Source organism: Parasphingopyxis sp. (assembly GCF_052168295.1).
Lineage (GTDB): Bacteria > Pseudomonadota > Alphaproteobacteria > Sphingomonadales > Sphingomonadaceae > Parasphingopyxis.
The window spans coordinates 60,993-73,192 of the sequence record NZ_JBQLZN010000011.1; the positions used below are offsets into that span (position 1 = coordinate 60,993).

The 12,200-nt window shown below is 63.2% G+C and carries 11 protein-coding genes; 3 read left to right on the top strand and 8 right to left on the bottom strand.

The annotated features are described in order from the left end of the window. Positions 1–54: 54 nt before the first annotated feature. On the top strand, positions 55–1,275 hold the full coding sequence (locus ACTS1Z_RS01735) for a polyhydroxyalkanoate depolymerase (protein ID WP_442622706.1): 1,221 nt from the start codon (positions 55–57) through the stop codon (positions 1,273–1,275). Positions 1,276–1,328: 53 nt separating this feature from the next. Here the strand turns inward: ACTS1Z_RS01735 and ACTS1Z_RS01740 are convergent, their stop codons facing one another. The 5 genes from ACTS1Z_RS01740 to ACTS1Z_RS01760 all read right to left on the bottom strand — a co-directional run bounded on the left by ACTS1Z_RS01740 (position 1,329) and on the right by ACTS1Z_RS01760 (position 5,214). Beyond that, positions 1,329–1,811 (bottom strand): pyridoxamine 5'-phosphate oxidase family protein, encoded by a 483-nt coding sequence (locus tag ACTS1Z_RS01740; protein WP_442622707.1) that lies wholly within the window; start codon positions 1,809–1,811, stop codon positions 1,329–1,331. Between the two features lie 118 nt (positions 1,812–1,929). Then, positions 1,930–2,880, bottom strand: coding sequence for an alpha/beta hydrolase (locus ACTS1Z_RS01745; RefSeq protein ID WP_442622708.1), 951 nt, complete (start codon positions 2,878–2,880; stop codon positions 1,930–1,932). Between the two features lie 126 nt (positions 2,881–3,006). Next, positions 3,007–4,185, bottom strand: a complete 1,179-nt coding sequence (locus tag ACTS1Z_RS01750; protein ID WP_442622709.1) for an acetyl-CoA C-acyltransferase — start codon at positions 4,183–4,185, stop codon at positions 3,007–3,009. A 31-nt stretch (positions 4,186–4,216) separates the two neighbouring features. Next, positions 4,217–4,780, bottom strand: a complete 564-nt coding sequence (locus tag ACTS1Z_RS01755; protein WP_442622710.1) for a carboxymuconolactone decarboxylase family protein — start codon at positions 4,778–4,780, stop codon at positions 4,217–4,219. After that, positions 4,756–5,214 carry a MaoC family dehydratase gene (locus tag ACTS1Z_RS01760; protein WP_442622711.1) on the bottom strand — a complete coding sequence of 153 codons (459 nt, stop codon included), beginning with the start codon at positions 5,212–5,214 and terminating at the stop codon, positions 4,756–4,758. The genes ACTS1Z_RS01755 and ACTS1Z_RS01760 overlap by 25 nt, the downstream gene beginning before the upstream one ends. Before the next feature lie 155 nt (positions 5,215–5,369). On the opposite strand from ACTS1Z_RS01760, the gene ACTS1Z_RS01765 reads away from it, so the two are divergent. Further along, positions 5,370–8,342 (top strand): L-glutamate gamma-semialdehyde dehydrogenase, encoded by a 2,973-nt coding sequence (locus ACTS1Z_RS01765; RefSeq protein WP_442622720.1) that lies wholly within the window; start codon positions 5,370–5,372, stop codon positions 8,340–8,342. On the opposite strand, the gene ACTS1Z_RS01770 is transcribed toward ACTS1Z_RS01765, so the two are convergent. Further along, positions 8,339–9,514, bottom strand: a complete 1,176-nt coding sequence (locus tag ACTS1Z_RS01770; RefSeq protein WP_442622712.1) for a mechanosensitive ion channel family protein — start codon at positions 9,512–9,514, stop codon at positions 8,339–8,341. The genes ACTS1Z_RS01765 and ACTS1Z_RS01770 overlap by 4 nt on opposite strands. Before the next feature lie 21 nt (positions 9,515–9,535). Continuing rightward, positions 9,536–10,522, bottom strand: a complete 987-nt coding sequence (locus tag ACTS1Z_RS01775) for a DNA topoisomerase IB (protein WP_442622713.1) — start codon at positions 10,520–10,522, stop codon at positions 9,536–9,538. 170 nt (positions 10,523–10,692) lie between these two features. Here ACTS1Z_RS01775 and ACTS1Z_RS01780 point away from each other — a divergent pair, with 170 nt between their 5' ends. After that, positions 10,693–11,256 carry a type 1 glutamine amidotransferase domain-containing protein gene (locus ACTS1Z_RS01780; protein ID WP_442622714.1) on the top strand — a complete coding sequence of 188 codons (564 nt, stop codon included), beginning with the start codon at positions 10,693–10,695 and terminating at the stop codon, positions 11,254–11,256. Here the strand turns inward: ACTS1Z_RS01780 and ACTS1Z_RS01785 are convergent. Continuing rightward, a partial coding sequence (locus ACTS1Z_RS01785) for an acyltransferase family protein (RefSeq protein ID WP_442622715.1) occupies positions 11,257–12,200 on the bottom strand: 944 nt, incomplete at its 5' end. It lies immediately after the preceding gene.

Consider the following 12,200-nt stretch of genomic DNA (forward strand, 5'->3'; position numbering starts at 1 on the left):
AGCGCCTACAACGCTCGGCAAGGCGGCCGAAGTGCCGCGCATGCGGGGAATTTGATGCTTTACAACATGTATGAGATGCAGCGGTCGGTTCTTGCGGGAGCGAGCGCCATGGCCGGCTGGAGCGCGGAACTGCTGCAGAACCCGGTCAATCCGTTCGCCTATATGGGGATGGGCCCGATCGTCGCCTCCGCGCTCGACGTTTTCTCCCACGCCTCCGCGCCGCGCGGAAAGCCGGCGTTCGGGATCGAAACGGTCGAGATCGACGGCGAGACCGTGCCTGTGTCGGTCGAGATCGAGGCGCGCTTGCCGTTCGGCCAGCTCAAGCATTTCGTGAAGGACGGCGTATCCGGCCAGCCAAAACTGCTGATCGTCGCGCCGATGTCCGGTCACTATGCGACGCTGCTGCGCGACACGGTCGCACGGATGCTGCCCGGGCATGACGTCTGGATCACCGACTGGCGGGACGCGAAGACCGTACCGCTTGCCAATGGGCATTTCGATCTCGACGATTATATCGACTATCTGATCGGCTTTCTCGAACATATCGGCCCGGGCGCGCATATGCTCGCCGTGTGCCAGCCGTCCGTGCCCTGTTATGCGGCCGCCGCGCTGATGTCGGCGTCCGACCATCCGGACCGGCCGCGCACGCTGACGATGATGGGCGGGCCGATCGACACCCGTGAAGCGCCGACCTCGGTCAATACGCTCGCGACGCAGCGCGCGCATACCTGGTTCGAGCAGAATGTGATCGCGACCGTGCCGCTCTACTATCAGGGCGCGGGCCGCCGGGTCTATCCGGGCTTTCTCCAGCTTGCCGGTTTCATGTCGATGAACCTCGGCAATCACATGATCACCCATTGGGAGATGTTCAAACATCTTGTCGAGGGCGATGGCGACAGCGCCGATGCGACCAAGAAATTCTACGAAGAGTATCGCTCGACCTGCGACATGACGGCGGAATTCTACCTGCAAACGGTCGACGTCGTCTTCCAGCGGCACCTGCTCCCGCGCGGCAAGTTCCAGCATCGCGGCAAGCTGATCGATCCCTCCGCGATCACCGATATCGCGATGCTGGCGATCGAGGGCGAGCGCGACGATATTTCGGGGCTCGGCCAGACCGAAGCCGCGCTGAAGCTATCGTCCAAGCTGCCAAAGAAGAAAAAGAAATATCATATTGCGGAGGAAGTCGGCCATTACGGCATCTTCCATGGCCGCAAATGGCGCGAGCGCATCGCGCCGGTCGTCGAAGACTGGATCGCCACGCACGACGCATAAGGAAACGGGCCGGCAGATCGCCGGCCCGCTTGTTCACCCGAGGGATTGTCGCGCTACATCGCCAGTTCGGCGTGGGCGCCGGCTTCTTCGGGTTCGATGGTCTTGCCGGTCAGCAGCTTGAACATTCCTTTGACCGACATATCCGCTTCCCACATCTCGGTATCGCGAATGTCGAACCGGAGCATGACGAGCGCCGGATCCTCCTTGCCGCCTTCATACCAGGCCTCGACCGCGTTGGACCAGAAGCGGTCGATGACGGCCCGATCCTCGACCCGCGAGAGGCGGCCATGCAGGCAGGCGAAGAAATCATGGTTCTTGGACACGAACTGGGCCATCGCCATCGGGTCCCGAGCCATGCCCTCGACCAGCCGGTTGCCGGTTTTCGTGTAGAGGAAAAGCGTGTTGAGCTCGGTCTTGTCGAAGGCGACATGCATCGGAATGCTGTGCGCATTCTGTGAAGGAATGCCGATCATCACATAGGGGCTGCTGTCGAGCTCGTCCCAGAATTCTTCAACGATTTCACAGATATCGGTCATGGCTGTCTCCATTGTGAGAGTTACCTGACCAACGGCCCGGCGCGCGAATGGTTGCACAGTTCGTCCCGGTCGGCGCGTGCCGTATCAGACCCGAATCATTTGCAGTTTGAGTTCCGTCTTATTCGACGACCGGCCAGGATGACGGCAGATCTGCGATATCCTCGCGCCAGAGATGCCTGATACCTTCACCGACTATGCGCGGTACGACCGTGTAATGATCTTCGCCGGAGTAAATCCGCGTTTCGACTTCGAGCGAATCATAGTTTCGGACGTGTAATGTTTCGGAGAATCTTGTTGTCGAACTGACAATGCCGGAAACGGCGAGGAAATATTCGTCGACTTCCGACGCACCGGCCCCGATGAAGAGCGACGCGTCCAGATCGTCATTTGCGTCGGCATAGGCTTGTTCCGCATCGAACACGGCCCCGCGCACGCCGTTCAGATAAGGACTTCCGATAATCATCTTGTCGAAAGCTTCGGGGCGCTGAAACAATGCATAAGCTGCAAACATCCCGCCTGCCGAATGACCGAACAGGGCGTGGTCGCCCGAGAACCGATATTCGGTGGCCAGGCGCGGTCTCAAATCGTCGACCAGAAAAGCGAGGAAATCGTCAGCTTTGTGTGGATATTCCGGAAACGCCGCAATCGCCTCCCAGGCATCGCCGCCAAGTCCCGGTGGATAATAGTCGGGCCCGGGCGGAGAAAAGTCGATAATCCTTCGACCGACACCGGCCAAACCTTCCTCGCTGGGACTGCCGATACCGACGATAATCATTTCCGGCGCGTGATTGCCGATGACGAGCGTGTCCAGAATGCCCACCACCGTGCGCATCATCAGCGGCGCGTCGAGCACCCATAGCACGGGATAGGTGCGCTCGGGCTGCGCGTCATAACTGGCGGGCAACGCAACGGTGATCTGATGATCGTAATCGAATGTTGCGGCACGTACGGAGACCGGCTCCTGCAGCGCCATGTTCGCGCGCGCGCCTGGTATCGTTGCGAGCTGCGGGTTGGCAAGGGCGGCCGCACCGCTCATCGACGCGACGACGAGGAGGCACAGTTTGAGCATTCTCAACATCCGGGCATCGATCCTTTAACGGTAAACGGTCAGAGGTGTATTGTTTATACGATACACCTCTGACCGTTTAGATCAAGCCCTTGCTAACAGACCATTATTCTGCGCCGCAGATCGTCTTTACAGGACCTCGAACAGCCCCGCTGCGCCCATGCCGCCGCCGACGCACATGGTGACGACGACATATTTGGCGTCGCGGCGCTTGCCTTCGATCAGCGCATGGCCCGTGCAGCGCGCGCCCGTCATGCCATAGGGGTGGCCGATCGAGATCGAGCCACCATTCACATTCAGCAGCTCGTTCGGAATGCCGAGCGTGTCGCGGCAGTAGAGAACCTGCACGGCGAAGGCCTCGTTGAGTTCCCAGAGCCCGATATCGTCCATCTTGAGATCGAACCGCTCGAGCAGTTTCGGAATGGCGAAGACCGGGCCGATGCCCATTTCGTCGGGCTCGGTGCCGGCAACCGCCATGCCGACATAGCGGCCGAGCGGCGTGAGGCCCTTCTTCTCGGCGACCGAGGCTTCCATGACGACGCTCGCCGAAGAACCGTCGGAAAGCTGCGAGGCGTTGCCCGCCGTGATCGTCATGTCCGGCCCCATCACCGGCTGCAGGCCCTGCAGGCCTTCCAGCGTGGTCGACGGGCGATTGCCCTCGTCCTGCGAAAGGGTGACTTCCTCGTGGCTGGTTTCGCCAGTTTCCTTGTTTACGACGATCTTGGTCGTCGTGGTCGGCACGATCTCGTCGTCGAAATGGCCGGCTTCCTGCGCGGCGGCCGTGCGCTTCTGCGATTCGAGCGAATATTCGTCCATCGCCTCGCGGCTGATGTCATAGCGCTTGGCGACGGTCTCGGCGGTCTGCAGCATCGGCATGTAGACGTCCTTGTGCATCGCGACGAGTTCCGGGTCGGGCTGGACGCGCATTTCCTTGGTCTGGACGAGCGAAATCGATTCCAGGCCGCCGGCGACGACGACATCCATGCGATCGACGATCACCTGCTTGGCGGCCGTGGCGATCGTCATCAGCCCGGACGAGCATTGCCGGTCCATCGACATGCCCGAGACGGTTACCGGCAGGCCCGAGCGCAGCGCCACCTGACGCGCGATATTGGTGCCGGTCGAGCCCTGCTGCAGGGCCGCGCCCATGATGCAGTCATCGACTTCGCCGCCCTCGATCCCGGCGCGCTCGACCGCGGCCTTGACGGCGAAGCTGCCGAGCGTCGGGCCCTGCGTGTTGTTGAACGCACCGCGATAGGCCTTGCCGATCGGGGTGCGGGCGGTGGAAACGATAACTGCGTCGCGCATGGGGAAACTCCTTGTTGAATTACGGTATGTGTCAGGCCGGGATCGGCGGCGTGCCAGGTTCCGGCGGAATATCGAACGTGCCGATGATCATGGCGACGCCCTGGTAAAAGCCGGCGAGCTGGACGATTTCGAGCAGCTGGTCCGACGTGAAATGCGCCGAAATCCGGGCATATTCTTCATCGTCGAGATGGCGGCGATCGATCAGGATATCAACCGTGGCGATGAGCGCCGCATCGGCATCGGACCAGCCGCCTGATTCCGCGTCCTTTTTCGCCAGCGCCTCGAGCTGTCCGGCGTCTATGTCGCAACGTTCGGCGAAGAGCGCGGCGTGCATGCCCCACTCATAATCGGCGCCGATCCGGGCCGCGGTCCGGAAGATGACGAGCTCGCGCTCGCGCATCGGCAGCGGGCCCTTGTCGAGTAGCGAGCCGCCGGTGAACTTCTGCCAGGCGCGTTCCGACGTGCCGACGATGCGGAACAGCATCGGCGCCTCGCCGCCGTCCGGGGTGAGCGCGTTCAATGCGGGGGCGAGCGCCTCCGGATAGGGTTGGGACAGAGGCGCGATCCGCGTCATGTGAAGAACTGGCTGATCCATTCGGCGATCAGGGCGGGCTTCTCCTCGCCCTCGATCTCAACGGTGAATTCCAGCGTTTGCTGATACTGGTTCGGGCGTTTCTCGATCAGTTCGAGCAGCTTGAAATGGCCACGCACGCGCGAGCCGGATTTCACCGGCGCGAGAAAGCGCGTTTTGTTGCCGCCATAATTGACGCCCATCTTCACGCCTTCGGGGCGCGGGCAATCGGATTTGGCCATCATCACCGGGAAAAGCGAGAGCGTCAGAAAGCCGTGCGCGATCGTCGTGCCGAACGGCGTCATCTTCGCGGCTTCTTCATTCACATGGATGAACTGATGGTCCCCAGTCGCATCGGCGAACTTGTTGATCATGTCCTGATCGACCGTGATCCATTCGGACGTGCCGAGATCCTGGCCGGCCATGTTCATCATTTCGTCGATGCTGACGGTGCTCATATGCGTTTCCTCTTTGCGATTATCTGCTAAATGGGCCCTGCTTCCGGGCCATAGTGCCAGACCATAGTGGAAGCCAAAATCTCTAACCGCAAGGCCCGTCCATGCCCAGCCAGATGCACGATCCCGATTCCCCTACGTCAGCCGCGTGGGAGCATATGGAAGAGGTGCACCGTGCGCCTGAACCCGAGGTGCTTGCGCCGCTGATCGAGCGTGCGCGACTCGGGGCGGAAGAGCGCGCCCGCGTCGAGGCGACGGCGCTCGAACTGCTCGCGGATCTGCGCGAGGGGCAGCGCACGGGCTGGGTCAACCAGTTCCTGCAGGAATATCGGCTCAACAGTTCCGAAGGCATCGCGCTCTTGAGCCTCGCCGAGGCATTTCTGCGCGTGCCTGACCCCGATACCGCGGACCGGCTGATCTCGGACAAGCTCGGTGATGGCGATTGGCGCTCGCATCGCGGCCAGTCGCATTCGCAGCTCGTCAACTCGGCGACCTGGGGGCTGGTCATCGGCCGCGCGCTGGTCGGTCAGCAGGAACAGGCCAATGCGCTGAAGCGGCTGATCTCGCGCTCCGGCGAACCGTTCGTCCGCCAGGCGGTCGGTGCGGCGATGCGGATGATGGGCGAGATCTTCGTCATGGGCCGGACGATCGACGAAGCGATCCGGCGGATGAAGAAGCCGGAAAACAAAGGCTTCACCGCAAGCTTTGACATGCTGGGCGAGGCGGCGCGGACCTTTCCCGACGCCGATCGCTATTTCGATTCCTATCTCCGGGCGATCGAGGCAGTCGGCAAGGCGCGCGGCGACGGGACGACCGAGGACAATCACTCGGTTTCCGTGAAGCTGTCCGCGCTGCATCCGCGCTACGAGGTCGCGCAATGGGGCCGGTGCGTGCCCGCGCTGACCGAGATGCTCGAAGCTTTGGCCGAAGCGGCGGCCAAGGCGCAAATCGGCCTTACCGTGGACGCCGAGGAATCCGAGCGGCTCGAAATGAGTCTCGATATTATCGAGGCGATCGCCGAGCTGCCGTCGCTCAAAGGCTGGAACGGGTTCGGCATGGCGATTCAGGCCTATGGCAAGCGCGCCCAGCGCACGATCGGCTGGGCCGAAGCGCTGGCCAGCCGCACGGGCCGGTCGATGCCCGTGCGGCTCGTCAAAGGCGCCTATTGGGACAGCGAAATCAAGCATGCGCAGGAAATGGGCCTTTCCGACTATCCACTGTTCACGCGCAAAGCCGCGACCGATGTCTGCTATCTCGCCTGCGCGAAGGACATGCTCGAAGCGAAGTCCATCCGCCCGGCCTTCGCTACCCATAACGCGCTGACCGCCGCGACGATCATCGAATGGGCGCCCGACAAGCGGAGCTTCGAGTTTCAGCGGCTGCACGGCATGGGGGAAGGGCTATTCGAGCGGCTGGTGCGCGACGAAGGCTATCGGTGCCGCATCTACGCGCCGGTGGGCGGGCACCGCGACCTGCTCGCCTATCTCGTGCGCCGCCTGCTGGAGAATGGCGCGAATTCGAGCTTCGTCCACCAGCTTGCCGACGAGCAGCTGACCGACGATCAGTTACTGGCCGATCCGGTCGACAAGATCGTCGCCGTTGGCGGCACCCGGCATCCGAGCATCCCGCTGCCCAAGGACCTGTTCATGCCGCAACGGCCGAACAGCCAGGGGCTGGACCTTGAAGACTGGCGCGTCCTCAAGCGCGTGAAGGAGGGCATCGCCAAGCGCTCCGATATCGGCCCCGAACCCGATCCCGTGACCGATGTCGCGCCGCTGATCGACCGGGCGAGCACAGCCTTTCCGGACTGGGCCGCCTTGCCGGTCGAGGAGCGCGCCGGTTGCCTCATTCGGCTGGCCGATCTGTTCGAGGAGCGGCGCGGCGAACTCATGGCGCTGGCGGTGCACGAGGCCAACAAGACGATTCCGGATGCGCTGGCCGAGGTGCGCGAGGCGATCGATTTCTGCCGCTACTATGCGGGCGAAGCGGTCGAGAAGCTGCAGCCCGAAGAGCTGCCGGGCCCGACCGGCGAGAGCAATGTCCTGCGGATGGAAGGGCGGGGCGTGTGGACCTGCATCGCGCCGTGGAACTTTCCGCTCGCTATCTTCACCGGCCAGGTCGCCGCCGCGCTCGTCACGGGGAACACGGTCATCGCCAAGCCCGCGCCGCAGACCCCGCGGATCGCCGCCGAAGCCGTGCGTCTCGCGCACAAGGCCGGCGTACCGAAGGATGCGCTGATCCTGGCGCCGGGCGGCCCCGAAGTGGGCGCGGCGCTGACCGGTGATCCGCGTATCGCCGGCGTCGCTTTCACCGGCTCGACGGCCACGGCGAAGAAGATCGCGCATAGCCTGCTCGAAGGCGAAGACCGGCCGATCGTACCGCTGATCGCGGAAACCGGCGGTGTGAATGCGATGATCGTCGATTCCACGGCCTTGCCGGAACAGGTCGTCGCGGACGTGCTGCTCTCGGCCTTCGGCTCGGCCGGACAGCGCTGCTCGGCCTTGCGGCTGCTGCTCGTGCAGGAGGAAGTGGCCGATCAGATGATCGAGATGCTGACCGGTGCGATGGACGCGCTGATCGTCGGCGATCCGGCCGACCCCGAGACCGATGTCGGCCCGGTGATCGACGATGCGGCGTATGAAAAGCTGATGGCGCATCGCGCCGCCATGAAGGATCGCTGGCTGAAGACGCTCGACGTGCCGGAACAGGGCCGCTTCGTGCCGCCGACACTGATCCGGCTGGACAGCATGGACGATCTCACGACCGAATGGTTCGGGCCGCTGCTCCACGTCGCGACATGGAAGTCGGGCAAGCTCGAAGAAACGGTGCGGCGTGTGAACGCCAAGGGCTTTGGGCTGACCATGGGGCTGCACAGCCGGATTGCGCGCGCGGGCGATCTCGTCGAAGCGAAGGCGCGGGTCGGCAATCTCTACGTCAATCGTTCGATGATTGGGGCGATCGTGGGTTCCCAGCCATTCGGCGGCGAGGGGCTGTCCGGCACCGGCCCCAAGGCCGGCGGCCCGCACTATCTGCCGCGCTTCTGCGCCGAGCGCGTGACGAGCATCGACACGACGAGCGCCGGCGGCAATGCCGCATTGCTTTCGCTTGATGACGTGGGGCTGGGGCTTTAGCTGGTCTCGCCCGATGCGCCCCAGCCGCCTTCGGGATAAGGCAGGATCATTTCGCCGTCCGGGGCGGCGGTGAAGGTTGTCTGGGTCGGATAGGCGAATTCGAGGCCTTCCTCGGCGAACCGCTTGAAGATCGCCACGCCGACCGCGTGCCGGGCATTGTAGACGACCTCGTAATCGGCGCTCTGCACGTCGAACTGGAGTTCATAGTCGAGGCTGGAATCGCCGAAGCCGGTAAAGCCCGAGCGGATGAACGTGTGCCCCGCCGCGTTGACGATATCGCGCAGGATATCGGGGACGCGCAGCGCCTTCTCGGCGTCGGTTTGATAGATCACGCCGACATTGAAGACGATGCGGCGGCGGTTGAGCCGCGTGAGGTTCATGATCTCCTTGTCGAGCAGGTTCGTGTTCGAGATGATCACTTCCTCGCCGGTCACCGAGCGTAGCCGTGTCGACTTCAGCCCGATCTGCTCGACGCTTGCGAACGTCCCGTCATAATTGATCGTGTCCCCGACCTTGAACGGCTTGTCGAAGATGATCGAAAGCGCGGCGAACAGGTCGGAGAAAATGCCCTGCGCGGCGAGACCGATGGCGATGCCGCCGATGCCGAGACCGGCGATAAGGCCGGTCACGTCGACGTTGAGATTGTCGAGAACGACAATCGTGGCGATGGCGACGACACCAAAGGTCACAAGCACGCGAATGAGCTTCATGGCGCTGCTCAGCGCCTCGCTCGAGCCCTCGTCGGTGCGCGTGCGATGCTCGACGAAACCGAGGATGATCGACCGCGCCCAGATCGCCGACTGGACGATCATGGCGATTGAGAAGAGGAAGCCGATCGAGCGCGCGATAAGGCCCGGCGCGTCGGAGAGGACGGCGACAATCTCCAGCGCCAGCGCGATCATGAACCATGTGCGTGTCTTCGCGATCGTCCGTCCGACGACGGACTGCCATGTTTCGAGGCTCGTATTGTTCTCGTAGAGGCGGCGCCCGAACCGCCGCAGGCCGATCAGCACAAGCACGATGATGAAGGCGACGCCGAGACCGATCAGGATCTCGACCGAATGGTTGTCGACCCAGGTGATGGCGTCGTTCCAGAGCTTCTGGAACCGTTCGGCGAGGTTCAGATCTTCGATCTCGGGCAGGATGTCGGTGGTTTCGCTGGGCTGGGTCATATTGGGACCGGCTCTTAGTACCTAATTCGCCGGATTGTCGAGCAAGTCTATCAAGCCGCGCTCGTAGCGGCTCAGATATTTCGTTTTCCTTGGCAGCCTGCGTTCGCCGAAATAATCGGGCGCGCCGGACTTGCAGAGCGCGATAAGCCGCGGATGGACGTAGGAATTGCGCGTGATCGCCGCCGTGTTGCCGAGCATGGCCGCGACCGGCTCGAGCATCTCGGTCAGCGTAATCGATTCCGATCCGGCCTCGGTCAGGCTCTCGAAAGCGCGCGCGCTCGCGCCCCAGGTGCGGAAATGCTTGGCGGTGAAGTCGGCGCCCATCGCGTCGCGGATGTAAGCGTTGACGTCCGACGATCCGATGGCGCGGCGCTCGCCGCTGCCATCGAGATACTGGAACAGCGCCTGCCCGGGCAGGTCCTGGCACTTGCGGACGATCTCGGCGAGGCTGCGGTCGTCGATAGTGACGCGGCGCTGCTTGCCGGACTTGGCGCGAAATTCCAGCCTGATCGTCTTGCGGCCGACCTCGACATGCCGCTCGCGCAGCGTCGTCGCGCCGAAACTCTTGTTGTTTTTCATATAGCGGCGATTGCCGATCCTGACCTTGCCGAGATCGAGCAGACGGACGACCGAGGCCAGCACCGTATCGCGGTCCAGCGCTTTCTCTTCCATATCGGCGGCCACCCGGGCGCGGATCAGCGGAAGCTTACGGCCGAAGGCGACGCACTGCTCATATTTCTCCGCCTCGCGCTCGGCGCGGAAATCCTCGTGATAGCGATATTGCTTGCGGCCCTTGTCGTCATAACCGGTGGCCTGGATATGGCCGTTGGCCGACGGGCACAGCCACACATCGCGCCAAGCGGGCGGCACGCCGAGCGCGTTCAGGCGGTCGATCTCGGCGCGGTCGGCGATCTTCTTGCCATCGGGGTCGGTATAGCTCCAGCCCGTGCCGTGGCCCCGGCGCGTGATACCGGGCAGGTCGTCGTCGACATATACGAGGTTGGACATGGCGTGGGCTCTCTTTCGTCGCGCGGCAGCTGATCGCCAGCTTGCGCACCCCTGTCCAACGACGGCGCGGATCGTCCGTTCCCTTGCCTGTGCCCGAGTACAGGTCTCGGAACCCGTGGCCGGTCTCGTCCATTGATTGGGTAGATGTCACTCGAACGAGGAGAGCGAAAATGACCAAGACGATCAATGGCGCGAACATTCTTATTCTGGCCAGCGATGGTTTCGAGTATTCCGAGCTGACCGAACCGCGGGACCGGCTCATCGAACTCGGCGCGAACGTCACGCTTGCCGCGCCGTCGACCGATCCGATCACCGGAGAATCGGGCGGCGAAACGAAGGGCGAAATCACCCCGGACACGACGCTCGATACGCCGGACGCTGAAGATTACGACGCGCTGCTGCTCCCCGGCGGCCAGCGCAATCCGGACAATCTAAGGATGAAAGAAGACGCGATCGCGCTGATCAAGGCGTTCGCCGATCAGGGCAAGCCGATTGCGGCCATCTGCCATGCGCCGTGGCTACTCGTCGAAGCGGACCTGCTGCGCGGCCGGACCGCGACCAGCTGGCCGTCACTGCGCACCGATCTGCGTAACGCGGGCGCCAATGTCGTCGACCGGGAAGTCGCCGTAGACGGCAATATCATCACGAGCCGCAATCCGGACGATATCCCAGCCTTCACCCAGGCGCTTGTCGATGCGATCGAGACTGCTGACCAAACCGCCGAAGCGGCCTGATCAGGCGGGACGCGCCTTGCCGGCCAGCCGCTGATCGAAATAGCGATTGAGATGGCGCTGCGCCGGCCGTTCGATCCCGTGATAGAGCGCGATCGAGACGATCAAGACCAATATCAGGAAACCGGTCAGGGCGGCAGCGCCGATCTGGCCGGTTTCGTTTACGAAGAGCAGTTTGAAGAGCACGAACAGCAGGAAATGCGACAGATAGGTCGCATAGCTGATCTCGCCGAGATAGTGCAGCGGCCGCGCGGCGAGCGGGTTGCCTGCGATATTCGCCGTCAGCGCCGCGGCGAGCAGCATCGCGGCAAAGGCGAGCGGAACGGCAAGCGTCTCCGGGACAATGCCGGCAAGCACCAGCGCGCCGATTGTGACGGCCGCGCTAATCGATAGGGTCGCCATGCTGCCCGTCCGGTCGCGCCAGCGCAGCCATAGTGCGCAGATGATCGTGCCGATGGTGAACTGGATCAGGCAGCGGACGAGCCCCGTCTGCGTGATCGCGCTGTCGAGGATCGGCGCATCCATCGCGAGGAAGAAGCTGTGCAACGCCAGCGCGAGCAGGCCGATCAGGCCAAGCAATATCGGCGTCGATATCGCGCGCCAGTCCGTTCCGAGCGCGATAAGCGGGAACATCAGATAGGCCGCCATCTCGACGCTGATCGACCAGGCCGGGTCGTTCCAGCTCAATTCGGTCGTAAAGCCCCAATTCTGGATCAGGAGCAGGTGGAGCGGCAGCTCGTGCCAGGGATAGGCCTCGGGGCTCGATCGCCCGGTTGCGGCGAGCAGCAGCGCAAAGACGATGGCTCCGCACAGGATCACGAAATGCAGTGGATAGATGCGCGCAAAGCGGCGCGCGAGGAAGCGCGGGATCGCGGCGATCCCGTTCTCCGCGATCCGGTCGCGATAGCTGAGCCAGATCACGAACCCCGACAGCAGGAAGAAGAAAT

What these genes read in the sequence shown, in the direction of transcription:
- ACTS1Z_RS01735 (WP_442622706.1), top strand. Translation starts at nt 55, where the DNA reads ATGCTTTACAACATGTATGAGATGCAGCGGTCGGTTCTTGCGGGAGCG.
- ACTS1Z_RS01740 (WP_442622707.1), bottom strand. Translation starts at nt 1,811, where the DNA reads ATGACCGATATCTGTGAAATCGTTGAAGAATTCTGGGACGAGCTCGAC.
- ACTS1Z_RS01745 (WP_442622708.1), bottom strand. Translation starts at nt 2,880, where the DNA reads ATGCTCAAACTGTGCCTCCTCGTCGTCGCGTCGATGAGCGGTGCGGCC.
- ACTS1Z_RS01750 (WP_442622709.1), bottom strand. Translation starts at nt 4,185, where the DNA reads ATGCGCGACGCAGTTATCGTTTCCACCGCCCGCACCCCGATCGGCAAG.
- ACTS1Z_RS01755 (WP_442622710.1), bottom strand. Translation starts at nt 4,780, where the DNA reads ATGGATCAGCCAGTTCTTCACATGACGCGGATCGCGCCTCTGTCCCAA.
- ACTS1Z_RS01760 (WP_442622711.1), bottom strand. Translation starts at nt 5,214, where the DNA reads ATGAGCACCGTCAGCATCGACGAAATGATGAACATGGCCGGCCAGGAT.
- ACTS1Z_RS01765 (WP_442622720.1), top strand. Translation starts at nt 5,370, where the DNA reads ATGGAAGAGGTGCACCGTGCGCCTGAACCCGAGGTGCTTGCGCCGCTG.
- ACTS1Z_RS01770 (WP_442622712.1), bottom strand. Translation starts at nt 9,514, where the DNA reads ATGACCCAGCCCAGCGAAACCACCGACATCCTGCCCGAGATCGAAGAT.
- ACTS1Z_RS01775 (WP_442622713.1), bottom strand. Translation starts at nt 10,522, where the DNA reads ATGTCCAACCTCGTATATGTCGACGACGACCTGCCCGGTATCACGCGC.
- ACTS1Z_RS01780 (WP_442622714.1), top strand. Translation starts at nt 10,693, where the DNA reads ATGACCAAGACGATCAATGGCGCGAACATTCTTATTCTGGCCAGCGAT.